Origin of the sequence: Natronolimnobius sp. AArcel1 (assembly GCF_011043775.1) — an archaeon.
In the GTDB taxonomy this organism is placed as follows: domain Archaea; phylum Halobacteriota; class Halobacteria; order Halobacteriales; family Natrialbaceae; genus Natronolimnobius.
The window spans coordinates 207,540-232,954 of sequence record NZ_JAAKXY010000004.1 but is presented as its reverse complement, the minus strand read 5'-3'; the positions used below and the strand labels follow the sequence as shown (position 1 = coordinate 232,954).

The following is a 25,415-nucleotide window of genomic DNA, read 5'->3' as shown; positions in this document are numbered from 1 at the left end:
AGAAGGGGATTCAGCGTGATATACATCGTATGGCATCAATCCCTGCTGCCCTTCACGACTTGTTTGAAAAGGAAACGTTCGCTCACTTCGGGACGGTTACGCCAGATGGCGTTCCACATGTAACACCCGTCTGGATCGATTATGATCTCGAGTCAGATCGCTTGCTGGTCAACACAGAGCGCGGTCGGCAGAAAGAACGCAACGTACAGGCTACTCCCGCTGTCGGGCTCAGCATGGTCGATCCAGAGAACCCCTACGAGTACCTCTCGGTGCTTGGCGAGGTTGAGGAAATAACAACCGACGGAGCACGCGAGCACATCGATGAACTTGCCCACCGGTATACGGGATCTGCGTACGACAACCCGATTGAGACTGAACGCGTTATTCTCTCTATCCGACCGGATGAGGTTCTCGCACCCCGCACCGATTGAGTACCGGGCTATCGTATTCCTGCTGTATTGCGTTGTCCAATGCTCACTGGTGTTTTCCCTGACACAGCTAGTGTCCAGGCATGTATACTGATGTGTAAGTAATGAAAACGCTGCACGAGTCATTATTTCTGTCTGGTTAGTCTACCAATAGCTTTGCTACATGAACAACGGCACCAATGCGCATATTCTAACGACTGATTGTGAAAAAACATCATATTTATGTTCACTGTATTTACGAATGTATGGCCGTAATTGTTGAGAACACACTTACATTCTATCTGAATTGTTGAGTACAATAATAGTTATTTCGTAATTTTCTCTTACCAACATTTCTCCGAGGCGTTGCGTAAGAACGGTGATCCACTCTTTCTCACCCAGTGTTCACAATGATTTTACCTGCTGTATGATAGAATTACCGTTCCAGACCAGTCACTCGAGCGACACAAGTTGGTTCGTTTCTGTGAGAAGTTCTTGCACTGCGACGGGTTCGCCAGTGGTGCTACTCTTGATTGCGGCCTCGATGAGTGCCATCGATTGGAGGTTGTCGTGGACGTTTGTTGCCATCGGATCGCCACCCTCGAGCCACTCAACGAACTGCTCGATGAGCCAGGTGTTCGCCCATGGCCCATCCGTCGCGAGTGGAATCGATTCGGCTGCACCGTCGTCGACGCCGTTGCCTAACTGCGGTTCGGCAGTGGGATCGTAGGCGTACTGCTCGAGGGCTCGTTCATCGAGGATGAGTGTCGAGTCACGGCATTCGGCACGAATGTACTCGTTGCCCCAGCCATTGAGGGCAACGGCGTTGGTTTTCGCCCCTTCGTAGACGGCGCGGGTACCGTTCTCGAACGTCATGTTGACGAGCGCCTGTGCATCACCGGCGTACTCACCCCACTCGGGGAGCCACGTCTGGGCGTAGATCGTCTCACATCGCGCGCCTGCGAGATCAGCGAGAATATCGAGATGATGGACGCCGCCTTCGATGAGGAGCGTATCCTCGATATCGTGTCGGAACGCACCCCAACTGCCGTACGAGCGGCAGTTACAGGTAAAGCGAAGCTGCAGATAATCGAGCGGCCCGTGCTCGCCGGATTGCAGTTCCTGCCGCAGTGTTGTTTTGTCCTGGTCGAACCGATGACTCATCGTCACGCCCATTCGCTTTCCCGCGCGGTCGACTTTTTTTGCGATTCGGACGGCCGCCTCGAGCGTGTCTGCGATGGGCTTCTCCGAGAGGATGTGTAGGTCGTGTGCGAGTGCGTGGTCGACAATCGCTTCGTGAAACTGCGGTGGGACAACGATCGCACAGCAGTCGGCATCCTGTTCTCGAAAGGCCGTCTCTGTGTCCGTGTAACACTGTTCGTCGGTTAGGCCGAGACCGTCTTTAGCATTTTCCAGTGCTGAGTCGTCCGTATCGACTGCGGCAACGACGTTGAGCAGTCCGTTCTCGACGTTTGGTGGCAAATACTCACGGCACCAGCGTTCCCCTTGGCCACCCGTTCCAACCTGAATAATGTCGTATGTCATCGATTGACTATCTCACCTATTTCGATTCGCAAATAGATTCCGACTTCTGAATAGGGAGTCGACCGACACCGCTGTGCTGGTTGCTGTCAGTCAGTGACTGCGAAAAAACGATCGCTGCTTGATGGTGTTATTCGGCCCAGTACGCGTCGCCAGGTTCCGTCTCGAAGACGGCCCGAGAGAGGACGTCAACTGCTTTCTCGAGACCTTCTCGACCGCTGGTCAGCGAGTCTTCGTGTTCAATCGAGAGCGCGCCGTCGTAGCCGACCATTCGGAGCGTCGAGACGACATCTTTCCAGTGTTCTTCGCCGTGGCCGTAGCCAATCGAGCGGAACAGCCACGAGCGGTCGGCCTCCTCGGTGTAGGATGCCGTATCGAGTACGCCTTTCACTCGAGCGTTGGTGTCGTAGACCTTGGTATCTTTGGCGTGGAAGTGATGAATTGCATCGTCTTCGCCGAGGACGCGAATCGCTTCGGTTACGTCGATTCCCTGCCAGTAGAGGTGTGACGGATCGAAGTTCGCCCCGATACGGTCGCCGGCTTCTTCACGGAGTTTCAACATGCCCTCAGGTTCATACACCAGCATGTTCGGGTGCATCTCGATACCGACATCGACGCCGTGCTCTTCTGCGTGGTCGTTAATCTCGCTCCAGTAATCGATGGCAACGTCCCACTGGTACTCGAGTGCCTCCAGATGCTCCGGTGGCCATGGGGCGGTGATCCAGTTTGGCGTCTCGTCATCCGGGCTTCCGCCGGGGAGACCCGAAAAGCAGGTGACCGCATCGACCCCAAGCTGGCCAGCGAGTGCAATTGCATCTCGGAGTTGCTGATCGTCTTCGGCCGCTCGCTCGTCATCCGGATGAATTGGGTTGTTGTGTGTCGCCAGCGCGCTAATCTCCATCTCGTACTGGTCGACAGCCTCGAGCAGTTCAGCCTGCGTTTCTTCGTCGTCCAGCGCGTCTGTACTCAGGTGCTCATCGCCGACGAAGCCACCACAGCCGAGTTCGATGGCGTCGACGTCGATGCTATCTAAGTACTCGATTGCTTCTTCTACGGATTGATCATACAGGGGCGCCGTAAGTACACCAACGTTCATCTGTACCATGTGGTGAGGTGTCCTGACACATAAGTGTATACAACAGCGACATCTGTGCAGGTCGTGGCCGCCTCAAGTGTGCTGTTCTTCTACCGTGTTGACTGCTTTCTCTGCGTGAGCAGTTAGAATACTGGAATATACTCGAGTCCTCTCCATGGTGATTACCATCAGAACCCACCCCAAAGAATATTATCTTTTGCTTTCGAACGTGTGTACCAATGAGTTCGATCGATTTCGAGAACGTGACGAAGGTGTACGGTGGCGAGATTGTCGCTGTCGAGGACTTCAATTTGACAATTCGAAGCGGTGAGTTTCTCACACTGGTCGGACCGAGTGGGTCCGGGAAGTCGACACTACTCCGGATGGTGGCGGGACTCGAGGATATCTCGGGGGGAACAATCGCGATCGGCGATGAGGTAGTCAACATGCTCCCACCTCGCCATCGCGACATCGCAATGGTGTTCCAGAGTTACGCGCTGTATCCACACCTCAGCGTTCGCGAGAACATGGCGTTTGGCTTGAAACGGTCGACCGATCTGCCAGACGACGAGATCTACAACCGCGTTGAGGAGGCTGCAGCACTGATGGGGATTCCGGAACTGCTTGACGATCGTCCGAAACAGCTTTCGGGCGGGCAACAACAGCGTGTCGCGACCGGGCGCGCAATCGTCCGTGAACCCGCAGTGTTCCTGTTTGACGAGCCGCTGTCGAACCTCGACGCTAAACTCCGGAAACACATGCGCACGGAGCTACAGCGCATCCAGCAAGAACTCGATACGACGACGATCTACGTCACTCACGACCAAGAGGAGGCAATGACGATGTCCGATCGAATCGCGATTCTCAACCACGGTGAACTCCAGCAGGTCGGCACGCCGCGTGAGGTCTACAACGACCCGCGCAACCTGTTCGTCGCACAGTTCATCGGCAGTCCGTCGATGAACATTTTCGATGTGCAGTACGAAGCAACCGAAAACGGCGGTCGACTCACCGGTGACGTCACCATCCCAATCGACGCCGAGCGAGCACAGCAGATCGAAACCGTCGGTGCATCGAATCTCAAACTCGGTGTCCGCCCCGAACACGTCAACGTGAACCGAACCAGCGGCGAGGGCCACGTCAACGCCTTCATCGACATCATCGAACCACTCGGTGCACGCGACCTGCTGTACTTCACACTCGAGGCTGAGACGGACGACGAGAGTCTGGTCTCAAGTGATGCTGCAGCACTCGAGGAAGACGAATCCTCACCGGAAGGCGAAGTGAACGAGCGAAAGGCGTTCATCGATCCCGAATCGATTTCGCCCGATGCACACGAGGTGTACCTCGATCTTAGCCTCGAGCAGGCGCACCTCTTTGACGCGGACACCGGGGCAAACATCGCACACGTTGCCGAGGAAGAACAGGAAGCGCCGCCAACGGCCTAATTGGGAGTCGGTAAACGCCATCTTTTTTGCTGATAGGGCGCAGGAGCGAGTATGAGCCAGCGCGCGGGTTCCAGCACGTCGGATTGGACGATAGTTCGACCATGGCGCGAACTGTTAGATGCAGATGACATCTCGGCCATGATCAGTGTTATCCGGCAGTACGGATGGCTTCCGGCGCTGTTTGGGGTCGCATTGCACGCGCTCACGCGAGGCGTCTTCGAGTATCTGAGCGATCCGACTGTCATTGCCGAGGGATACGTGTTCGCCTGGTGGCCGCTGGCGTTCGTCGTCAGTCTGTTCTTTGGAACCTTCGTTGTCATGTTTTCGTGGTTCGTCTACTTCGGGCTAATCGGCGTTATCGCCGGTTTCTTCTCGTCAAAACACGATCTAGCCCTCGATACGTTCAAGTTCGGTGGGTATCTGACAGCGATTTTCGCTCCGGTCTTTCTCATCGGGTCAGTCATCATCCTGACCGTGAGCGCTCCCGCTGAGAGTGCGGCAGTGACGACTGAAAGCGGCGATGAGTTTACCGAGTTTGCGACGACGGCGTACTCGTACGTCCACGACACCCCCCAGATGCACGCCGTCCAGATACTGAAAGCTGGCGCGTGGATCGTCACCGGCTTTCTCATGTTGCCAATCGTTCAGCAGTTGTACGAAATCGACGAAAAACGAAGTGTTGCGAGTGTGTTGCCGGTCACGCTTGCCGGCGTGATTATCGCATTCCTCGTCTAGGCGTCGGCACCTCGTCGGGATCAAACGGCGGCGCGGTGTTGAACACAACACCATCAATCGTCAACAGCGAATTCGTAAACTCGACGCTGCGCGTCAAACAACTCGTTCGAACGAGTTGGGCATCGAGAGCATCACTTTCGGCGACGACATCATTGACGAGCCGTCCGTTCGCATCGATTCCGGCTCGTCCGTGCCCGGCGTCATGGCGCGCACGCAACTCAGCCATCGCATCGATCGGATCGTGTGCCGCGTTTCGCGCAAGCGTCCGCGGCAGTGACTCGAGGACCGCCCCGAATCGCTCAATCGCTAACTGCTCGCGACCGTCGAACTTCGGTGCCAGATCAGTGACTGCACGGGCAGCCTCGAGTTCAGCTGCACCGCCGCCGGGGAGTGCAACCGGTCGTTTGACCGCTGCACGAACAGCGTTGAGGCCAACTTTGATCCGGCGTCGGGTCTCGGCTGCCGTACTTTCGGTGCCACCACGGACAACGAATCCGAGACTTCGTGGCTCGAGGCCGTCCGGTGCCGTAACCTCAAGCCAGGTTTTGTCGCCCTCGGCGTCGCGCAGTCTGACCTGTCCGCGTCCACAGTCGTCGAGCCTCCCAGGTGCCGTCGGCGTGACTGGCCCGCGAATCGTCGCGCCGGTCACCCGCGAGAGGCGCTCGAGGTCGGATTCCTTGACGTTCCGGAAGCAGACGATCCCACGGGTGGCGAGTTCCGTTCCGATCGCAGCGGTCACATCCCCAGTAACGAACACGGCGTCGGCGTTCGACTGGGCGACTGCGTCTGCGATTGTACTGGCGTCGTCGCCGAGGCCACCGAGCGAGCCGTCGTAGTCGCCGCTGATCGTGACGTTCGCTCGGATCGAACGCGGCTCGAGTGAGCCCTCGATGACGAGAACCCCACCGTCGACAGGTAAGTGCTTGTTGCCGGCCATCGGCTCGTATGGGTGGAGCGTACCGGGGATCAACTCGGATGCGCCGGCGTCTCCGCCGGGAATCGCCTCAATCGAGACGTAACCGAGGTGGACCGTTCCACGTTGTGGTTCCCACGCGCGAAGCACTGCTTCGACGACATCGCTCGATAGTTCCTCAAGTCGCCACTCGCCCTGCCGGCCGTTCGTCATCCCGCAGTGAGCGATCTGCTCGAGTTTCGATTCATCAAACGATCCGCGACTCATTGGCTGGGGTGTATCGGCGACTGGGATGCCAATTTCGTCCCAGACCTCGAGGGTGCGTTGGGCACCAATCGAGAAGCCATCAACGACAGCAGCCGGTGGGACGCCCTCTTCTATGAGGTCGATTCCGGCGGTTGCGAGTTCACTAGCGAGCAGCGTCATCGTCGTCGTTCCATCGCCGAGTTCGTCTTCGTGGGCCTCAGCGAGGTGGATAAACTGGTTTGCGATCGGATGGTCGGTTTCGCCTTCGAACTCTTCGATGATCGCAACGCCGTCGTTGGTGATGAACGTACGGAGTCGGTCGTCGTCCATCCGGCGGACAATCATCTTGTCAACGCCGACTGGGCCCAGTGTGGTCCGAACCAGCCCACCCATCTCGGCTGCAGCCGCTTTGATCCCCTGTCTCGTTTCCTCGGGGGGTAGCCGTTCCCAACTGCCAATCGACGTCGCGTTATGCTCCGGCATCTCTCTGGAGGTGGCGTATCTGTCTCATAAGTCCTTTCGTCTGACGATTATCGAACGAGCAACTGATCGGCTGCGATCAAAAACACGATTAATAACCCAAGAACGTATGCAAGCTCGAACACGAGCCCCCAGGCCTGTTGATAAATAAACCAGACACCAATAGCTGCAAGGACGATGAATCCGGCCAGCAGCCCCCCAGCTATGCTCGTTGTCTGCGACGAAAGGTTTCGTACCGCCATGATCGTTCAATAGGTTCGTTCGAATCATAATAAAAGATTGCCTTCGACACCCCCTCTTCCCGATCGAAACTCGAACGTTCTGCTCACCACCTCGATGAGGTTTTCCTCGAATTCGGATACGTCACACACCTCAACTGCTCCTTGTCGAAATACAGGTTATAAATCACAAAGATATTTATACCGTCCTCGGTATCTTGTGAGTAGAACTATGTCAGGAACGAACATGCCCAACGAGGGGGAGAGTGCTGACTCGAGTGAGCCATCAGCAGCTCACTCCGATGCAGACGCTGAGGACTACTCGAGGCGGGGATTCATGGAGACGGCCGGTGCAATGGGGGCTGCCGGTGCCACTGCGGGACTTGCTGGCTGTCTCGATGGGTTCGGAAGCGACGATACTGAGGGAACAGGCGATGGTGACTTCCTCTGGTGGACGATGCGGGGATACATTCCAGAGGAAACAGAGGCAATCGAAGACACTGCCGATGGGTTCGAAGACTATTCCGACGAGGAAGTCAATCTCACGACGAACGTCATCACGTGGGACCAGGTGTTCGAGCAGTGGACCTCGTCCATTCAGGGCGCGAACACGCCGAACGTCAGTGAGATGGCTAACGAGCACGCCGTCGACTACGGTGCAAGCGGCGTCGTCCAGCCAAATACCGAACTGTACGAAGACCACGACGACTGGTACGAAACGCCCTCCTACTGGGGGCTGTACGACGACGAAAAGTGGGGCTTCCCGTGGTTCATCGAAGTGCGAAACTTCTACGCGAACATGGACCTCCTCGAGGAGTCTGGCCACGACAGCATCCCTGAGACGTGGGAGGAGATGATCAACGCGGCAATCGATGTCACGGACGAAACCGACGAAAACGGTCTCGTCTCGGGTGCCGCACAAGACACCGGAACGGGACAGATTCTCTACGGGGCCACCGTCCAATCCGGCGGCGAGTTCTTCGACCACGACGGAGACGAGTGGTCGGTCGAACTTGACAGTCCAACATCGCTGTTCAGCCACCTCTGGATGGCAAGCTTCCAAGAAGAGTGGGATATTGCACCCGGCGGCTGGGCTGGCATGGACGGCACCGACGCCGAACAACTCTACCGTGAGGGTAACGTCGCGATGATGCTCAACGGCGGTGACGCCGCAAACGAGATGGTCAGCGAGGGCGAGGATATCGCCGAGGTGACCGAACTCGCGCCGATTCCAGAAGGGCCAATGGGGACGAACACAGCCTTCATGGGCGGCAGTTGTCTCTCGGCGTTCGAATCCGACTACACGCAGTACAACGTCGACGACGACCTCTCCATGGAGTTCATTGAGTACATGACGCTTCCGGACACGATGGAAGGGTACTTCCCGGAGGCTGCGCCGAACTTCCTGCCCGTTCGAGAGGCTCAAGAAGAGATTCCGCCGTTCACCGAGAACAACACGGACATCCCCGACGAGTGGATCGACGCCCGCCTCGACCAGGCCGAAGACACCGCTCGTTACGGGATTACCGGTCCCGAACTGAGTGCACCGTTCCTCGGCGACCTCGAGGGCGAGATGGACGCCTACTCGGTCGCGATCTCGGGTATCCTCGGTGCGGACGACGACCCACAGGAAGCCATCGTCGAGCAGGCAAACCACGTTCGCGATACGATCAGTGGCGAAGTCGACTACGACCTCCCACAGAACGACGAGATGCCTGAACTCGAGGACGCACCGGACGAACTTACGGACTGGATCGAAGGCAACGGCGACACGCCACAGATCTGGAACCCGTACGAGTAACTCGCCCGCTGTCTTCCCCGTTCGAAGCGACCCCCTCCATCGTTACAGTCACTACATATGGCAACTACGACAGACAAACTCCGAAATTTCGAACTCCCCCGGGAGTACTATCACTGGCTTTCGAAAGAGAGCGTCTGGGGATGGTTGTTCTTACTCCCATCACTGCTGGCGCTTGGGCTCGTGAGTGTATATCCCCTCTTTCGTGGGGTTTACCTCAGCTTCTTCGAGTACGACGGGATTGCTGACCCAGAGTTCGTCGGACTCGAGCACTACATCACCATCCTCGGGTGGACCGAGTTCTGGATTGTGATGCGGAATACATTGGTCTGGGCGTTCGCAGCCGTCATCGTCATGGCCCTGATTGGCCTCGGCTTTGCGATCATGCTCAACCGTGACTTCCGGGGCCGATCAGTTGCGACGACGCTATTGTTGCTTCCGTGGGCAGTGCCGTTCATTTCGATTGCACTGAACTGGCGACTGATGTATAACTTCGAGTTAGGACCACTCAACGGTTTCCTCAGACTGACCGGAATTTCTGAAGGACTGCCGTGGATCGCAAGCTCGCGCTATGCACTGTTCTCGATTATGCTCGCTTGGGTCTGGCGGAACTTCCCCTTCTTCATGCTTACCTTCCTGGCAGGCATGAAGGGGATTCCTGGCGACCTCTACGAGGCGTCACGTGTCGACGGATCGACGAAAGTTGATCAGTTCAGACACATCACAATGCCGTTCTTGCAACCAATTGCGGTCGTGATGACGCTCTTGATGAGTCTCTGGACGCTCAATCACTTCACGTTGATTTACGTGATGACTGGCGGTGGCCCCGGAAACTCCTCGATGGTGTTACCGGTGTACATCTACGAACGGGCGTTCCACCTGAGCCAGATGGGACTGGCCAGTGCAATTGCCGTTGTCATGCTAATCGTCATGATGACGTACGGCCTGATCTACCTGCGACTCTACCGTGAAGACATTGGAGGGAAATAACTATGGCGACAGATACACAGCCCGATTCCATTCCCGAGGAGCGAACGAACGACGGCTTCCTCGCACTGGATTATGAGCAAACCCAACGCGTGAAAGCAATTGGTTTCCACACACTGTTGTGGTCACTCATTGCTATTATCCTGTTTCCAGTGTTCTGGATGGCCGTTGTCTCGTTCAACCAAACCGGTTTTGAGTCGTTCATCGGCGACCCAGTCGCATGGGTTGCCGGCGTTGATCTCTCCGGTTACAGACAGGTGTGGTACCAGTCTGACTTCCGCTACTGGTTCCGCAACAGCCTGATCGTCAGCGTCGGTGCAACCATCCTGAGCGTTGGTGTCTGTACGCTCGGCGCATACAGTATCGGTCGCCTCCGCTACCGTGGCCGAACAGCCGTCGCAACGTTCCTGTTGATCACGCAGATGTTCCCCGCTATCTTACTGGCCATCCCGCTGTTCCTGGTCTTCCGGGACTTCGGGCTGTTCAACACGCTTACGGGACTTGTGATCGCCTACGTTGCGTTTACCCTGCCGTTTGCAATCTGGATGCTCCGTGGATTCTACGAAAACCTCCCCGAATCGCTCGAGGAGGCAGCGATGATCGACGGCAGTACCAGATTTGGCGCTGTCGTTCGGGTCGTGCTCCCGCTGTCGGCACCGGCAATTGCGACGACCGCGATTTTCACGTGGGTGCTCGCGTGGAACGAGTTCGTCTTCGCACTGGTCTTGATCAACGACTCTGAACGCAAGACGTTGCCGCCAGGCATGGCCGAGTGGATCGGCCAGTACGCCCTCAACTGGGACATGCTCATGGCCGGCGCACTCGGTGCGACGATCCCTATGCTGATCGTCTTCTTCTTGCTCCAGAGCTACATCGTCAAAGGGCTGGCAGAAGGCGTCGGCAAATCATAACTGCGACCCGCAGTTTTCTTTGTGGTCGCTGGTCGACTCGAGTAGCTAGAAAAAACAATCTGATAGTTTTCTCTAACAGGAAGTTTGGTACCTGTCGATACTCATTGAGCACGCTCATTGATCTTCCTCAACTAGCCATATATCCGATTAGAGCCCGGTATACAGTCTCTCGAGATCAGTACCATAGATTATTGATCTCGAGAATATCTTTCGAGATATTCAATATATTTTGCCCTCTACTAAGAAAAACAACTCAGAAAGATCTCTTCAGTGCTTATTTTGTGTTCCTATCTGTCCTTTTAACCTAAATATTGAAGTTCATCTCTAGACTACCCACTGGGAACTATATGTGGAATTATAAAACATCTCTTCCGTTTATTCACTCATCGCTTGTGAACGTCCACAGATAGCCTCACCTCGAGGGTGCGTCGACGGTCCCTGCGCTGTTCGGACGGACGGCCGTTCACTCACGTCTCATAGTGACCAATATCGGTTACTCTGTATGATCATATTCCGCTACAGTGAACAGTCTCTGAAGTGAGACACATTGCATTCGAGGAATGAACTACACACATAGTTCGGTGGCAGATTAATCAGGGGAGGGTTACTACTCTCGAGTATAGGAATGAGAGCCCAATGTCCGGAATGCGACGACGGGCTGGGGGAACGAATTGCTAAATACGCCTCTGGAGGGGTAGTTGTGGCAGACTTTGAATGTCCGAACTGCAGCCACGAGTGGACCCACCAGCTATAATCTGGACCGCTACAGGCTAGCCACCGTCGGTTCGAATCTTCTCGTTGTCGTTATCGTCACAGTCAAACCTCGTGTGGGTCGTCCAACTCGTCCGTAGGGCCTGCTCAGTCCCTACTAGTTTTGGGACAATCACTTTAGCCGAACAGTCCTTCGGCACAGATCCAATGGAAAGTATCCTCTGTCCGCTTTGTGACGAGGAGAATTGGAGCACCCTACTTGGAAACGGACGTAGGGTTGCGCTCAAATGTACTAGCTGCGACCATGAATGGATCGTGGATCACTGAACAATACTGTCATCAGAGTGACCACCGTCGGTTCGAATCTTCCGATCCTCGGGCACGTGGCGAACGTCGTCGTCACTCGCTTGATGGGCTGGATGGGCTATGGGCGTTCGACTCGAGACGTGATACAGACGGCTGGCCCGGACGAACTCAGACATCGGGCTCACCTCCTTGGTGGCCGTTGGCCGTTTCTGGGTCCGGTATCTCGAGCACTTTCCCACCTGCAGATCCTCAAGTCAGTCGCCGATACGAATCGCAGTCTGAACAGCGGTGAACCCGGTTCTGGTTGTCACCGTAGACACGGCTGAATTTGTCGCTGACGTGATTCCCGCAGTTCTGACACGTCGACTGACTGAATAACATGCCGAAGGTGGTACTCACGCCGACCACCCCTGTTTTCCTTCGGTGAAATCGCCAGACAGCGTACACTCGGATTCGAAGCCGATCGTCCTTCGATTTTCAGCGGGGGTTTGTACGCCTATCTGTTCGGTGCATAATTCGGCGTCAGTCGCTACAGACGCGACTAACTGGACACTTCGAGACGTGTCAAAAGTTGAATGGACTCGTCGGGATTTGAACCCGAGGCCTCTTCCTTGCGAAGGAAGCGATCTACCACTGATCTACGAGCCCGCACCTGATTCTAACCCGTGGTATCTATTTGTAGCTTGTGTTTCCTCGGCAACGTGTGAGAAGTGGACGAATCCGTTAGAACTGCTCACGCTGTGGCTGACCACTGGCAGCCTGTGGTCCGACGTTGAGTACTCGAGCCCGTCCAGCGAGCAGGCCAAGGAGGAAACCGGTGAAGTGAGCGATCAGTGCAACACCTGGGGCTGCGGTTGCGAGGGTGATGGCCGTAGCGAAGCCGAGGAAGACGACCCAGGCGAGCCACTGTGGAATCTGTATTACGGAGGCGATGCCCGACGAGAACCGGTTGCCGGCGAGCAGATAGCCCATGAGTGCAAACACGGCACCACTCGCGCCGAGAACGCCACCGGTCGGCGGAAACGTCGGGATGGTGAAAAATGGTAAAATGGCTGCCATGGCGGACGAGACGACTGCCAACAGTGCCGACAACACGATTTCGGAAATGCCGGCAAGTGCACCCATGACGAGGAAAAACACGTGGAATCGAACACGTGTCGTTGCTCGAGCAACGGGCCACCCGAAGATCACGAGCGCGATACTATTCGAGAGCAGGTGGCCAACGTTGCCATGTGCGTAAACACTCGTCACGACTGTCCACGGGTGATCTGCAATTGGGGGTGACAGAACGAACAACGTCGTCATGAGGTCAACGGCTTCGGCGACCCATTGGCTGAGGAAGACAATGATGAAGATGATCAGCAACTCGAAGACGGGACTGGCAGAACGCTCCGACATAGCTACCTCTAGCTATGCTGACGAGCTACAAAAGTGTATTACCGGACGCCACGTGTGTCACCACTCACGCTCGGAACGGGTGATCGAAAATGGGTTCGAATGGGGTCGCGCGAAACGGACCGAAATCGAATCGAGGCGTTAGTCCTCGAGGACGATCTCGATCGAAACGTCGTTTGGCACCTGAATGCGCATGAGCTGTCGGAGTGCGCGTTCGTCGGCGTCCAGATCGATCAGGCGCTTGTGGACGCGCATCTCCCAGTGCTCCCACGTCGCGGTGCCTTCGCCGTCAGGCGACTTCCGGGTCGGCACCTCGAGGGTCTTGGTCGGTAGCGGAATCGGACCGCTGAGGTTGACGCCGGTGTTGTTCGCAATCTCGCGGACGTCGTCGCAGATGTCGTCGAGGTCGTCTGGACTCGTACCCGCGAGTCGAACGCGTGCCTGCTGCATCTATTTCTCGTGGACCTCGAGGACCTTCCCGGCCGCGATGGTCTGACCCATGTCGCGGATTGCGAAGCTCCCGAGTTCTGGAATTTCGCTGGATGGCTCGATGCTGAGAGGCTTTTGTGGTCGGATCGTGACCACTGCAGCGTCACCCGACTGGATGAAGTCTGGGTTCTCCTCGGCGACTTCGCCGCTCGATGGGTCCATTTTCTTGTCGATGGACTCGATCGTACAGGCGACCTGCGAGGTGTGTGCGTGGAAGACCGGGGTGTAGCCGGCCGTGATCACGGATGGGTGCTGCATGACGACGACCTGTGCCTGGAACGTCTCGGCGACGCTTGGTGGCTCGTCGGCTGGGCCACAGACGTCACCGCGGCGGATGTCGTCCTTACCGATGCCACGAACGTTGAATCCAACGTTGTCACCGGGTTCTGCTTTTGGCACCTCTTCGTGGTGCATCTCGATGGTCTTGACCTCGCCGCCAACGTCGCTTGGCTGGAAGGAGACGTCGTCGCCGATGTTCATGACACCGGTCTCGATACGTCCGACTGGGACGGTACCGATTCCGGAAATCGTGTAGACGTCCTGAATTGGGAGTCGCAGTGGTGCGTCCGTTGGTGGCTGTGGCGCTGGCAGGGCGTTGAGTGCCTCAAGCAGCGTTTCGCCGTCGTACCACGATGTCTCGTCCGAGGATTCGGCGATGTTGTCGCCTTCGAACGCCGAGATCGGGATGAACGAGGCGTCTTCGGTGTTGAACTGGACCTGGTTGAGGAGCTGGGTAACCTCTTCGACGACGTCGTCGTAGGTGTCTTCCTTGTAGTCGACGACGTCCATCTTGTTGACGCCGACGATGAGCTCGTCGATACCGAGGGTCCGAGCCAGGAACACGTGCTCCTGGGTCTGAGGCGCGACACCGTCGTCAGCAGCGACGACGAGGACAGCGTTGTCCGCCTGGGATGCGCCCGTGATCATGTTCTTGACGAAGTCGCGGTGGCCAGGACAGTCGACGATGGTAAAGTCGTACTCGTCGGTGGTGAACTCCTGGTGGGCGATGTCGATGGTGACACCACGCTCTCGCTCTTCGGCGAGGTTGTCCATCACGTAGGCGAATTCGAATCCGCCCTTGCCCTTCTCTTCTGCTTCTTCGCGGTGCTGTTCGATAACGTGCTCGGGAACGCTCCCCGTCTCGTAGAGGAGTCGGCCCACGAGCGTACTTTTCCCGTGGTCAACGTGACCGATTACGGCCAGGTTCTGGTGTTGTTCGCTCATTGTTGTAGCTCACGCGCAGAGGCGCTTATATCGGTCTTGTTCGCCCGTTGCGGTTAAAACCATTTCGAAAGCGTATTCAGATGATCCCGACGCTTGCTTGCGGTTTGTGTAACATCCACACGGTTTTCGAACGGGTGTCCAGTTGCGACTCGCCCGTCTCAACTGCTGGCGTCTCGGGATCACCGTATCGCAACGTGCAACTCGAGGGCCAAAGTCGTTGTCGAGAATCACTGCGCGAACACGCACGAAAAGAAGAGGCTATCGGGACCTTACAGTTCGGGCAGCCGCCCGACGTCAGACAGCACTGCCGTCGCCGTCTCTGGACCGCCCGCACCGCGGCCACTCGAGTGCAGCGAGCCGGCGTGTTTCGTCTCGATCTGGACGATGTTTCGCGTGCCAGTCACCGCGAGAGCGCTGTTTTCGGGAACCAGACGCGGCCCGACACGGACACCGTCACGGGTTGCTTCGCCGATGAGCCGGATCGTCTGGCCATCTTCGGCAGCGAGGTCGAGTGCGCTGCCGGGAACGTTCTGGATGCCGTCGACGGTGGCGTCCTCGAGTGCGAAGCCGCCCTCAGAGAGGACGTTCGCGAGGATGACGAACTTGAGTGCGGCGTCGGTGCCGTCGACGTCGAAGGTCGGATCGGCTTCCGCGACGCCGAGATCCTGTGCCTCCGCAAGGACGTGTTCGTAATCGAGTCCCTCGGCAGCCATCCGGGTGAGGATGAAGTTCGCGGTGCCGTTCAAGACGCCGCGAACGGCGGTGACTGCCTGTGGCGTCGAGTCCTCGATGGTCGAGAGCACGGGAATTGCGCCGCCAACGGTTGCCTCGAAGCGGATCGAACCCGCGCTGTCGGCCTCGAGTGCGCGTAGTTCCTCGTAGCGTTCGGCGACGGGACCCTTGTTCGCCAGCACGACGTGGTGGTCGGTCTCGAGTGCGCGTTTGACGTGCGAGAAGCCGGGTTCGGCGTCGTCGAGCGTGGTTGGTGTTGCCTCGACGAGCACGTCGTAGTCGGTGTCGAAGACAGTTTCCGGGTCGTCTTCGCCGACCTGTCCACCACTGAGTTTTGCCTCGAGTGCGTCTTCGACGTCGATACCTGATTGGTCGAGAGCGGCGCTACTCGAGTCTGCCAGTGCAACGACGTCGTGGCCGTATTCGCCAGCGAGGTCTGCGACCGAGCGGCCGACATCGCCAGCGCCGAGAATTGCGAGTTTCATCAGGCATCACCTCCGGGGAGCGGTTCGACGACAGTGAGCTCTTTGTCGTCGCCAATCGATCGAATCGTCGCGAGCGTATCGTCAATATCGCCGGAGTCGATGGCGAGTCGCAGCCGGGCGCTCGAAACTGGCTCAGTGCCTTCCGGCGCGGACAGCGAGAGATCGAGGACGGCAGCGCTCGCTTCCTCCTGAATGCGGTTGAGCGTATTCGAGAGGTCGGTATCGATGAGGTGGCCGACCAGCACGACGCTGATCTCCTCACCGTAGCGGTTCGCACCGGCCTGGATAATATTGACGCCGGCATCACGAAGTGCGTCGACGATGCCCTCGAAGCGATCCGGTGGGCACTCGAGGTCGACCTCGACGGGGATATGCCCGCGCGGGGTCATGTTTCCACGCTCGTGGTGAATACTCAACAGATTGCCCCCGTTGTCGGCGATCGGCGAGAGCGCGCTCAGTAACTCGCCGGGTTCGTCGACTAACTCGAGGCGAACGGTGTACGTACGAACGCCGCCGTCAGTTTCTGTTTCCGCTGTCGTTTCACCTTCCGCGTCGGTTTCGTCGTCACCGTCGACGACTGGCTCATCGACCACGACTGTCACCCCCAGCACCGGCTTGTAGGCGTCTCCACGTCCTCATTGTCACTAACTCCGTAATTGACGCGTAAAAGCATATAGGCGTTCCCAAAACTAGCCGTCCCTGTCAACGTGACTCACAACACACCAGTGTCTCCAGACTGGCGAACCACACCGAGTTGGCCGATACAGAACCCTGTTCTGAACCGATCAGAGGTGGTCTTTTCCGGGATTTGAGGACCCCCAGTCGCCGCGGCCGCCCTCAGTTCGGTCGACACCCATGATCGATTCGGGCTGGTCCGGTCCGCCCAGACTATCTCGAGCATCCGGTATTCTGACGGTGACCTCGTCGATTTCGGGCCACTGAATCAGTTCGGCCTCGATGTTCCCCGTCGTCACGTCGCCGACTGAGCACCCTGAGCACCCGCCACCGAGTTCGATGATGACCTCGCCGGTGTCGGGATTGGCCTCCCGAACCGCACTCGTTCCGCCGTGCATCTGAATGATCGGCATCTCGCGGGTGAGCCAGGCCTCGACGCGCTCGTGCAGCGATGCGTCGTCGTCGGAATCAGTCATTGTCTCGTCTAGGAACTCGAGTGCTGAATAGGTTTGGTACTGGGCTCAGGATGTCGATGATTAATCGTCTGCTGTGTGTAGAATCAGCCACTCATACAAACCGATCTGAGTTCAAGATAGAACGCTGTTTTCTATTCCGACAATACGTCGCTACGCAGTCTCGATACTGGGTTCGAACGCGCCGACTGGTTTTGAGATTAGTCGTCGCGCGCGTCTCGAGTGGTGTCGGCGTTGTCGTCAGCCATGTTCGTGTCGTCAGCCGCCACATCAGTCGCGTTGTCGGTTGCATATTCAGTGGTGGTGGCGTCAGACTCCACTGTCGATGGTCCGGTGTCCGAGCCGTGAGTGGTGGATTGTGCGGTCTCACCTGTCAACTTGTTCGCAAGCAGTTCGGACATCGGGTCGAGCGAGACGTAGATACGCGCTGCGAGGATTGCAAGCGGCGGCAATGCGAGTGCGAGGAACACGATATCGTACGTCCAGCCCGCGTTTCCGAGGCTGAGTGGATTCTCGAGGAGCGGGACGATCAACTGTGCCAGCCCGCGATGGGCAACGAGCACCGCGAGCAAGACAATAAACAGGTGTATTATCGATGCAATATCGTCGACGATGGCATCGGGGCCGTCGACTGTCGAGCGAACGAGCCCTGCGAGCGCGGGCGCGAGATACAGAAGTAACCCAACGACCAGCACGGTCGCAATCGCTCCAGCGACGGCAGCGAACGTCACGGGCGTTCCAGGGATGAACCGACCGATTCCGGGAAGGAGCGAGATGAGCCACAACAGCCAGATCAGCGCCAGCGTTGCGAGGACGACTTTTCCAACTGATTGGACGGTATCGCGGTCAATTGCGTCGGGGAACGCGAATCGATTGGTAGACATAGTGCGCTCTCCACTGGTGCCCACTACATCAAATAAGTCGACAGTCATTCAGCGCTGTTTGTTTCGTTTTAGGACGATTCACACGTTTATCACGACTATAATTCCGTCTTGTAACTGTGTCGACACACCTGTCCCGCAGATGTTTGAGACCACCCCACTGCGGAGCGATAACTCCGGACAGAACGGTAGCTCTTTTAGGGCCCCTCTCCACGCTGAGAGTATGACCACGCTCGGACTGGTGGTCGCTGAATTCAACCGGCCGATCACCGAGCAAATGGAGCAGGCTGCCCTCGAGGCTGCCGCTGACGCCGATGTCGAGGTGTATGAGACGGTGCACGTCCCGGGCGCGTACGATGCCCCGCTGGCTGCTGACCGACTCGCACGCCGCGACGTCGTCGACGCAGTCGTCGTCATCGGGACGGTTATCACCGGCGACACTGACCACGATCAGGTGATCACCGACGCGGCTGCACAGCGACTCTCCGATGTCAGTCTCGAGCGTGACACCCCCGTTACGCTCGGCGTGACGGGCCCCGGTATGTCCGCCGCCGAAGCGCGCGAACGCGTCGAGAACGCGGCCAAAGCCGTCTCCGGCGCGATTGACCTTGTGACCGACCTTCCCGCTTCCGATCCGGAAACGGAGTCAGATCCAGATCAGCAATGACGATGGAATTTACCGACCGCCTGACCCGAGTTGAACCGTCTGCAACCCTCGCAATCTCTGCGCTCGCGACCGAACTCGAGAACGACGGCGCGGACGTCGTCGACCTCTCGGTCGGCGAACCCGACTTCCCGACGCCACAGAATATCATCGACGCGGGCCAGGACGCCATGGACGCCGGCCACACCGGCTACACCACCTCCGCGGGGATCATCGACCTGCGCGAAGCGATTTCCGAGAAACTGGCCGACGACGGGCTCGATCACGGCCCCGACGAAATCATCGTTACGCCCGGCGCGAAACAGGCGCTCTATGAAATCATCCAAGCCCTGATCAGCGACGGCGACGAAGTCGCCCTCCTCGATCCCGCGTGGGTCTCCTACGAGGCCATGGTCAAGATGGCCGGCGGCTCGCTCACCCGTGTCGACCTCTCTGCACACGAGTTCCAACTCGAGCCTGCACTCGATGACCTCGCTGAGGCCGTCTCAGACGAGACCGAACTGCTGATCGTCAACTCGCCATCGAACCCAACCGGCGCGGTCTACTCCGACGCCGCACTCGAGGGCGTGCGCGATCTGGCCGTCGAACACGACATCACCGTCATTTCCGACGAGATCTACAAGGAGATTACCTACGGCGTCGAGCCAACGAGTCTGGGCACGCTCGAGGGAATGGCCGACCGCACGGTCACCGTCAACGGCTTCTCGAAAGCCTACTCGATGACTGGCTGGCGGCTTGGCTACTTCGCCGGCCCCGAAGACCTCATCGACCAGGCGGGCAAACTCCACAGCCACTCCGTCTCCTCGGCCGTGAACTTCGTCCAGCACGCCGGGATTGAGGCACTCGAGAACACCGACGAGGCTGTCGACGAGATGACCGAAGCCTTCGCACAGCGACGCGAACTCGTCGTCGACTTACTCGCCGAACACGATGTCGACGTCGCGGTCCCAGAGGGCGCGTTCTACATGATGCTCCCTGTCGATGACGACGATCAGGCCTGGTGTGAAGGCGCAATCGAAGACGCCCACGTCGCGACCGTCCCCGGTAGTGCGTTCGGAACGCCCGGCTACGCACGAATTTCGTATGCCGCAAGCGAGGAACGACTCGAGGAAGGCATCGAGCGACTGGCCGCGGAAGGCTACCTGTAACGCACCGGCCACCGTTTACGTCTTTTATCGCCGTTTGAACACTCCAGTGGTGCGTCCTCGAGTTTATAGCTGATAGCGCGGCCAACCGCGACATGGACTGCCCGACGTGTGGAAAATCACTGAGTACCGAACAGGGAATGCGCCAGCACCATACGAAAGTCCACGGCGAGTCGCTTCCGAACCGGACCTGTAGCGGGTGTGGAAGCGAGTTTTATGATCCGAAGGCCCGCCTCGAGTTCTGTGACGACTGCAACCCAAACGCGGGCGAGCACAACGGTAACTGGCGGGATGCGAAAGAATCAGCGACCTGTGACTCGTGTGGTGAGACGTTTTCATACTATCCGTCCGACAAAGACGGCGTCTACTGTCCGGGGTGCGTCGAGGATGCGATTGGATTGCTCCCTGAAAATCCGTCGGAGAAAGGCACGCGCGTTACCGTCGAGTGCGGATATTGCAGGTCGAAACTCGAGGTTCGGCCAGCGAAAGCAGACAAGCGAAAACGCGGTTGTTTCTGTACGCTCGAGTGCTACGGCGAGTGGCTTTCGGAGAACGTCGTCGGACCCGACCATCACCAGTGGGAAGGCGGCGTGATCAACTACGGGAAACGGTGGTGGCGAATCCGACGACAGGCACTCGAGCGCGACGGCTACGAGTGCCAACACTGTGGCGTCGGTGCGGACGAGTTGGGGAAGAATCCGGATGTCCACCATCTCGAGCCTGTTCGGTCGTTTGACCAACCCGCGGATGCGCATACGATGGATAACGTTATCACGCTCTGTCGGCCCTGCCATCGCCATGCTGAAGCGGGGTCGATAGCGGTTTCGCCTCGAGACGAAAAGTAACACTATTGTGCGGGCATGCGCTATCAAGCGATGACGCCCGACGGAGTCCCGTGGTGGTGAGCAGTTTCGAAGAAACTGCGAACAACGTGAGGCGGCTGATGCCTCACGGAAGTGAGTAAATCCGATGGATTTACGAACTACATGGGGCTTTGAACGGAGTGAGAAGTCCCGTGGTGGTGAGTAAACCGACGGGTTTACGAGCCTCACGGGACGACGAGTGTAACGAGGAGTCCCGTGGTGTAGTGGCCAATCATCTGAGCCTTTGGACGTGTCCGGTTTCGGCCGTCACGGAAGTGAGCTCAGGACGGCGGTTCGAATCCGCCCGGGACTACTTTTGCGCCGAACAAACCCGTGAGCCGCAAGTATCCCCGGCGGTTCGAGCCCAGCAGACGAGAGGATTCGAGTCTGCGCGGTTCGAATCCGCCCGGGACTACATCAAATATTTTACATTAATTGGTCCAGGTGAATCTCCTTCGAGCAACAACTGTCCTCGACAAGCCCCAGTACACACCCAAACTCGAGTCTATGAAGTTCGAATCCGCCCGAGATGATAAGAAATACGAGTTCTCTACTGCCGTTTAAGAGTTTTCTGTGCCTGCGCGACGTACGTGTTCGTTTCCCAACTCCGGGCGTCGCTCATCGTCGATAACAGGGCGGTTGCGTCTGCTGGAGCAAGGTGTTCGTTGCGAACTAACGCGGTCAAGAGCGTCGGTGTTGTCACAAGTCGAGTATCAGCTAAGGAGGCGTGAATAAGAGCGAGTTTGTTGAATTCGTCACAAAGAAATTGTCTCGCCTCGAGGTCATTGGCCAGTGAAACCGCGGCGTTCTCGCCATCGTCAAGCGGAAAGTCCTCATCGAGTGTCACGGCTCGTACGTTGAATGCCGACAGACGGTCAAGAACGGCCTGCGAAGCGTTTCCTGATGGGTCATCGTACGCTGCAGTTTCTTCTAATTCTGTGACCACCTGTTCGGGGATACAAATTTGATTGGTGTCAAGAAGAATACTGAGAGGTGTCTGTGCATGCGCTTCGACGGTTCCAAGACTCACAAGAGCGGAGGTGTCTGCGACGAGTAGCGCCATTTATGAGTCCGCCAACTCCTCTGCAGTCTCGTTGACGAACTCGTCACGTAATTGGTTCTTTAGGACGCGAAAGTTTGCAGCCTCTTCGTGTCCGACGAGTTCTTTTACTTCTTGAAACGTGATATCGTCAGCATAGTATGCCTCTGCGATCTCCTGCTTACTGTCGTCATCGTGAGATGCATCCCGGAGGTACTCACGCAATGCGTTGGTAAGGATGTCCGTGCGGTCAGTCTCGAGGACGGTTGCGAGTGCATCTGCCCGGTCGACTAACCCCTGGGGAGCGCGGAACTGAACCCGCTTCTTGCCTTCGGAACTCATATGTGTACATTGTGAGTGCCGTTGGTTAACTCTTTCTGCGTGCTTACCCTGTCAGTCACGTGAGAGAACTCGAGCGCACAGAAGCGCAACGACTACAGGGAGCGAGGGACTTATCCGGCCAGCCACCGGAGTTCAAGGGGGTATGAACGATCTACGCACGGGATTGAGTTATGGGGATGTGTTGCTGGTTCCGAATCGCTCGCCGGTCGACAGTCGGAGCGATGTCGACCTCGAGACGCCGTTGACGCCGTCGATATCGCTCGAGACGCCGCTGGTGTCGGCGGCGATGGATACGGTGACGGAAGCAGAGCTTGCACTCGAACTCTCGAGAGCTGGCGGGTTCGGCGTGTTGCATCGGTTTCTCACGCCCGATGAGCAAGCCGCGCAGGTTGAGACGGTCGTCTCCGCGGGCGAGCGAGTCGGTGCTGCAGTCGGGATCAACGAGGATTACGTCGCTCGCGGCGCGGCCGTCGTCGAGGCTGGCGTGGACGCGCTGGTCGTCGACGTGGCCCACGGGCACTTAGAGCGGACGCTCGAGGCGGTCGAAACGCTCAGAGAGGAGTTTCCGGAGACGGACCTGATCGCTGGCAACGTTGCGACGCCGTCGGGTGTTGAAGACCTCGCGGCAGCGGGTGCAGATTGCGTGAAAGTCGGCATCGGCCCTGGTTCCCACTGTACAACGCGGAAGGTGGCGGGGGCGGGCGTGCCGCAGTTGACCGCCGTCGACGACTGTGCGAACGCCGCGGAAGGACTCGAGGTGACGATCTGTGCCGACGGCGGGATCCGCACGTCTGGCGACGCGGTGAAGGCGCTGATGGCGGGTGCGGATACCGTTATGCTCGGGAGTCTGTTCGCTGGGACGGAGGAGGCTCCGGGTGCAGTCGTTGAGGTTGAAGGAACGCGATACAAGCGCTCGAGAGGGATGGCGACGACGACGGCAGCTGAAAAGCGCGACGACAAGGAAGCAGACGTGCGCGCCGACGAGGGCGTCGAGGCGTTGACGCCGTACAAGGGGCCAGTCGCTGACGTGGTCGGGGAGTTCTGTGCTGGAATTCAGTCCGGCCTTTCGTACTGTGGCGGACACACAATTCCAGCTGCGCGCGAGAAGGCCGAGTTCATCCGCGTTGCGCCGAGCGCGAAAGAGCGCGAAGGGTATCACGCCGATCAAGATTGGGAAGGCGTCAGCGTCGACAGCGAAGCGGTTTCTGTCGATGTCGAGTCAGCGGGCGAGGACGCCGAAGCCGCACTTGAGGGAGACGACTGACCGGCATCAGTATCGACCGCGACGACGCGCTAGACGATTGGGAATACTTAAACACGGACGCCGAGAACGGACGCGCAATGACAACGCTGCAGACGCCAGGACCGACGCTCGGCGTCGTTGGCGGGGGACAACTCGGGCGAATGCTCGCCGAGGCGGCATCGCCACTCGGCGTCGAGGTAGTCGTACTCGATCCGACGCCGGACTGTCCGGCCGCGCTCGTCGCTCGAGACCAGATCGTCGCCGAGTTCGACGACGAGGAGGCGATTCGCGAACTCGCAGAACGAGCGGACGTCCTCACGTTCGAAATCGAACTCGCGGATCAGACCGTTCTCGAGCGCGTCAGCGAGGAGTCGGGGACACCAGTCCATCCAAAGCCCGCGACGCTCGAGACGATCCACGATAAACTCGTCCAGAAACGCGAACTCGAGGCGGCAGGCGTTCCGGTCCCACCGTTCCGTGCGGTCGAGGACGCTGACGATATTCGCGACGCCATCGACGACTACGGCGCGCCGGTCATGCTCAAGGCTCGTACGGGTGGCTACGACGGGCGAGGAAACGTTCCGGTCGAATCGAAGGCGGAGGCTGAGGAAGCCCTCGAGTCGGTTGCCGGTCCCGCGATGGTCGAGGCGTTCGTCGAGTTCGAGCGCGAGGTGTCAGTGATTGCCGTGAAAGGCTACGACGAGATTGCGTCGTTCCCGATTGGGGAGAACATCCACGTTGACGAGATTCTGCGGGAGACAGTTGTCCCCGCACGCTCGAGCGACGCCGCGGCCGACCGTGCCCGTGAGGTTGCAGCGGACGTACTCGAAGTCATGGATGGTCGCGGGGTGTACGGCATCGAACTTTTCGAGACGACAGATGGCGAGATGCACCTCAATGAAATCGCCCCGCGCCCGCATAACTCGGGTCACTGGACTATCGAAGGGGCTCACAGCTCCCAGTTCGAACAGCACGTCCGCGCCGTTCTTGGCTGGCCGCTGGCGGCGACCGAATTGCGGAATCCAACCGTCTCGGTAAACCTGCTGGGCGATGTCAAAGAGTCCCAGAACGCCGCGCTACACGGCGTCGAACAGATTCACGAGACGCCTGGGGCACATCTGCACTGGTACGGCAAGCGTGAGGCACGCCCGTTGCGGAAGATGGGCCACGTCACGCTATGCGCGCGCGATGACAACACAACTGCGGAGGAACTACTCGAGACCGCGCGAGACCTCGAGGACAGCGCCACGTTCCAGTCCTGATCGACTGCTTCGTTTTCGGGCCGTTACGACCCTTTGAAGTCTGTCGCCCCCACAGCGTTCGGTATGAGCGACACTATTTCCGACCTGATCGATCGCCTGCACCGCGAAGCAGCCCTCGAGCGTTCCGATGCGGACACACCCGATGTCGGCATCGTCATGGGTAGTGACTCAGACCTCGAGACGATGATGACGGGCGGCAAGCGCCGTGGCGCGTACGACGCGTTCGTCGATGAACTCGGCTTTGCCGAACAGACCGACTACGAGAACCCACCCGAGGAGCGCTTTACCTTCGAGACGTACGTCACCTCTGCACATCGCACACCAGATTTGATGACCGCGTACGCGGAGACGGCCGAAGCGCGCGGTCTCGAGGTGATCATCGCGGGCGCTGGCGGGAAGTCCGCAGATCTGCCGAACATGACGGCGTCAATTGCGTACCCGCTGCCGACGATTGGTGTGCCAGTCCAGGAGAAATCCGTCGACAGCGTGATTGGGATGCCAGCGGGTGCGCCACTGGTTGCGGTCGACGCCGGCAAGTCGTTTAATGCAGCATTATCGGCGGCCCAGATTCTGGCCCGCCAGCACGAGCCCGTTCGGGACCGACTGGTCGACTACCACGAGGGACTCCGCGAAGACGTTGGCGCGGTCTCCAAACAACTGCACGACAAGGGGACGCCAGCGTATCGCGACGACGAGTAGAGACATCCGGGATGGTCGGACGGGAAT

The 25,415-nt window shown here is 58.2% G+C and carries 26 protein-coding genes, 2 tRNA genes and 1 pseudogene; 13 read left to right on the top strand and 16 right to left on the bottom strand.

The window, feature by feature from the left end:
• Positions 1 to 29 precede the first annotated feature (29 nt).
• Entirely contained in the window at positions 30 to 431 is a 402-nt protein-coding gene (locus G6M89_RS13455) for a pyridoxamine 5'-phosphate oxidase family protein (RefSeq protein WP_165162348.1), read from the top strand.
• Positions 432 to 860: 429 nt separating this feature from the next.
• Here G6M89_RS13455 and G6M89_RS13450 read toward each other — a convergent pair whose 3' ends face one another.
• Both G6M89_RS13450 and G6M89_RS13445 read right to left on the bottom strand, forming a co-directional pair.
• Complete coding sequence (locus tag G6M89_RS13450) at positions 861 to 1,952, bottom strand: Gfo/Idh/MocA family protein (protein WP_165162347.1); 1,092 nt, start codon at positions 1,950 to 1,952, stop codon at positions 861 to 863.
• A gap of 127 nt (positions 1,953 to 2,079) precedes the next feature.
• Positions 2,080 to 3,045 carry a sugar phosphate isomerase/epimerase gene (locus G6M89_RS13445; protein WP_165162346.1) on the bottom strand — a complete coding sequence of 322 codons (966 nt, stop codon included), beginning with the start codon at positions 3,043 to 3,045 and terminating at the stop codon, positions 2,080 to 2,082.
• Between the two features lie 218 nt (positions 3,046 to 3,263).
• Between G6M89_RS13445 and G6M89_RS13440 the strand changes: the two genes are divergently transcribed.
• Positions 3,264 to 4,472 carry an ABC transporter ATP-binding protein gene (locus G6M89_RS13440; protein WP_165162345.1) on the top strand — a complete coding sequence of 403 codons (1,209 nt, stop codon included), beginning with the start codon at positions 3,264 to 3,266 and terminating at the stop codon, positions 4,470 to 4,472.
• 51 nt (positions 4,473 to 4,523) lie between these two features.
• Positions 4,524 to 5,207, top strand: coding sequence for a hypothetical protein (locus G6M89_RS13435; protein WP_165162344.1), 684 nt, complete (start codon positions 4,524 to 4,526; stop codon positions 5,205 to 5,207).
• Here the strand turns inward: G6M89_RS13435 and G6M89_RS13430 are convergent.
• On the bottom strand, positions 5,188 to 6,849 hold the full coding sequence (locus G6M89_RS13430) for a TCP-1/cpn60 chaperonin family protein (protein ID WP_165162343.1): 1,662 nt from the start codon (positions 6,847 to 6,849) through the stop codon (positions 5,188 to 5,190). The two genes, G6M89_RS13435 and G6M89_RS13430, sit on opposite strands and share 20 nt — an antisense overlap.
• A 47-nt stretch (positions 6,850 to 6,896) precedes the next feature.
• On the bottom strand, positions 6,897 to 7,088 hold the full coding sequence (locus G6M89_RS13425) for a hypothetical protein (RefSeq protein ID WP_165162151.1): 192 nt from the start codon (positions 7,086 to 7,088) through the stop codon (positions 6,897 to 6,899).
• 208 nt (positions 7,089 to 7,296) lie between these two features.
• On the opposite strand from G6M89_RS13425, the gene G6M89_RS13420 reads away from it, so the two are divergent.
• Genes G6M89_RS13420 through G6M89_RS13410 form a run of 3 tightly spaced genes read left to right on the top strand, consistent with a single transcriptional unit; the run spans position 7,297 to position 10,760 of the window.
• Positions 7,297 to 8,865, top strand: coding sequence for an extracellular solute-binding protein (locus G6M89_RS13420; RefSeq protein ID WP_241175341.1), 1,569 nt, complete (start codon positions 7,297 to 7,299; stop codon positions 8,863 to 8,865).
• Between the two features lie 57 nt (positions 8,866 to 8,922).
• A complete protein-coding gene (locus G6M89_RS13415; protein ID WP_165162342.1) occupies positions 8,923 to 9,852 on the top strand; it encodes a carbohydrate ABC transporter permease in 930 nt (309 codons plus the stop codon).
• Between the two features lie 2 nt (positions 9,853 to 9,854).
• On the top strand, positions 9,855 to 10,760 hold the full coding sequence (locus G6M89_RS13410; RefSeq protein ID WP_165162341.1) for a carbohydrate ABC transporter permease: 906 nt from the start codon (positions 9,855 to 9,857) through the stop codon (positions 10,758 to 10,760).
• A 1,031-nt stretch (positions 10,761 to 11,791) separates the two neighbouring features.
• On the opposite strand, the gene G6M89_RS13405 is transcribed toward G6M89_RS13410, so the two are convergent.
• The 10 genes and pseudogenes from G6M89_RS13405 to G6M89_RS13360 all read right to left on the bottom strand — a co-directional run bounded on the left by G6M89_RS13405 (position 11,792) and on the right by G6M89_RS13360 (position 18,134).
• The gene (locus G6M89_RS13405) at positions 11,792 to 11,953 is read right to left on the bottom strand and encodes a hypothetical protein (protein WP_165162150.1); all 162 of its coding nucleotides are present in this window, start codon (positions 11,951 to 11,953) and stop codon (positions 11,792 to 11,794) included.
• Positions 11,946 to 12,158: pseudogene (locus G6M89_RS22365) on the bottom strand (hypothetical protein). The gene G6M89_RS13405 and the pseudogene G6M89_RS22365 overlap by 8 nt, the downstream one beginning before the upstream one ends.
• A gap of 195 nt (positions 12,159 to 12,353) precedes the next feature.
• Positions 12,354 to 12,425 (bottom strand) — tRNA-Ala (locus tag G6M89_RS13395).
• Positions 12,426 to 12,500: 75 nt separating this feature from the next.
• Positions 12,501 to 13,175, bottom strand: coding sequence for a rhomboid family intramembrane serine protease (locus tag G6M89_RS13390; RefSeq protein ID WP_165162340.1), 675 nt, complete (start codon positions 13,173 to 13,175; stop codon positions 12,501 to 12,503).
• A 138-nt stretch (positions 13,176 to 13,313) separates the two neighbouring features.
• Complete coding sequence (rpsJ, locus tag G6M89_RS13385; RefSeq protein WP_004215311.1) at positions 13,314 to 13,622, bottom strand: 30S ribosomal protein S10; 309 nt, start codon at positions 13,620 to 13,622, stop codon at positions 13,314 to 13,316.
• Entirely contained in the window at positions 13,623 to 14,885 is a 1,263-nt protein-coding gene (gene tuf / locus G6M89_RS13380) for a translation elongation factor EF-1 subunit alpha (RefSeq protein ID WP_165162339.1), read from the bottom strand.
• 269 nt (positions 14,886 to 15,154) lie between these two features.
• Entirely contained in the window at positions 15,155 to 16,102 is a 948-nt protein-coding gene (locus tag G6M89_RS13375; protein ID WP_165162338.1) for a homoserine dehydrogenase, read from the bottom strand.
• Positions 16,102 to 16,695, bottom strand: coding sequence for an amino acid-binding protein (locus G6M89_RS13370; RefSeq protein ID WP_165162337.1), 594 nt, complete (start codon positions 16,693 to 16,695; stop codon positions 16,102 to 16,104). Before G6M89_RS13370 ends, G6M89_RS13375 begins: the two co-directional genes overlap by 1 nt.
• Before the next feature lie 192 nt (positions 16,696 to 16,887).
• On the bottom strand, positions 16,888 to 17,253 hold the full coding sequence (locus tag G6M89_RS13365) for a NifU family protein (protein ID WP_165162336.1): 366 nt from the start codon (positions 17,251 to 17,253) through the stop codon (positions 16,888 to 16,890).
• Positions 17,254 to 17,450: 197 nt separating this feature from the next.
• On the bottom strand, positions 17,451 to 18,134 hold the full coding sequence (locus G6M89_RS13360) for a hypothetical protein (RefSeq protein ID WP_241175340.1): 684 nt from the start codon (positions 18,132 to 18,134) through the stop codon (positions 17,451 to 17,453).
• Positions 18,135 to 18,354: 220 nt separating this feature from the next.
• Here G6M89_RS13360 and ribH point away from each other — a divergent pair, with 220 nt between their 5' ends.
• From ribH to G6M89_RS13340, 4 genes are all read left to right on the top strand, one after another.
• On the top strand, positions 18,355 to 18,798 hold the full coding sequence (gene ribH / locus G6M89_RS13355; protein WP_165162335.1) for a 6,7-dimethyl-8-ribityllumazine synthase: 444 nt from the start codon (positions 18,355 to 18,357) through the stop codon (positions 18,796 to 18,798).
• Complete coding sequence (locus tag G6M89_RS13350; RefSeq protein ID WP_165162334.1) at positions 18,795 to 19,943, top strand: pyridoxal phosphate-dependent aminotransferase; 1,149 nt, start codon at positions 18,795 to 18,797, stop codon at positions 19,941 to 19,943. The genes ribH and G6M89_RS13350 overlap by 4 nt, the downstream gene beginning before the upstream one ends.
• A 92-nt stretch (positions 19,944 to 20,035) precedes the next feature.
• Complete coding sequence (locus G6M89_RS13345; protein WP_165162333.1) at positions 20,036 to 20,785, top strand: HNH endonuclease; 750 nt, start codon at positions 20,036 to 20,038, stop codon at positions 20,783 to 20,785.
• Between the two features lie 228 nt (positions 20,786 to 21,013).
• Positions 21,014 to 21,116 (top strand) — tRNA-Gln (locus G6M89_RS13340).
• Between the two features lie 237 nt (positions 21,117 to 21,353).
• Here G6M89_RS13340 and G6M89_RS13335 read toward each other — a convergent pair.
• Together G6M89_RS13335 and G6M89_RS13330 are read right to left on the bottom strand one after the other, a co-directional pair.
• Positions 21,354 to 21,866 (bottom strand): hypothetical protein, encoded by a 513-nt coding sequence (locus G6M89_RS13335; RefSeq protein WP_165162332.1) that lies wholly within the window; start codon positions 21,864 to 21,866, stop codon positions 21,354 to 21,356.
• The gene (locus tag G6M89_RS13330; protein ID WP_165162331.1) at positions 21,867 to 22,184 is read right to left on the bottom strand and encodes a hypothetical protein; all 318 of its coding nucleotides are present in this window, start codon (positions 22,182 to 22,184) and stop codon (positions 21,867 to 21,869) included.
• Between the two features lie 142 nt (positions 22,185 to 22,326).
• On the opposite strand from G6M89_RS13330, the gene G6M89_RS13325 reads away from it, so the two are divergent.
• The 3 genes from G6M89_RS13325 (at position 22,327) to G6M89_RS13315 (ending at position 25,388) form a co-directional block, all read left to right on the top strand.
• Positions 22,327 to 23,448, top strand: a complete 1,122-nt coding sequence (locus tag G6M89_RS13325) for a guanosine monophosphate reductase (RefSeq protein WP_165162330.1) — start codon at positions 22,327 to 22,329, stop codon at positions 23,446 to 23,448.
• A gap of 77 nt (positions 23,449 to 23,525) precedes the next feature.
• Positions 23,526 to 24,689, top strand: a complete 1,164-nt coding sequence (locus G6M89_RS13320; protein ID WP_165162329.1) for a 5-(carboxyamino)imidazole ribonucleotide synthase — start codon at positions 23,526 to 23,528, stop codon at positions 24,687 to 24,689.
• A 63-nt stretch (positions 24,690 to 24,752) separates the two neighbouring features.
• Complete coding sequence (locus G6M89_RS13315; RefSeq protein ID WP_165162328.1) at positions 24,753 to 25,388, top strand: AIR carboxylase family protein; 636 nt, start codon at positions 24,753 to 24,755, stop codon at positions 25,386 to 25,388.
• Positions 25,389 to 25,415 lie beyond the last annotated feature (27 nt).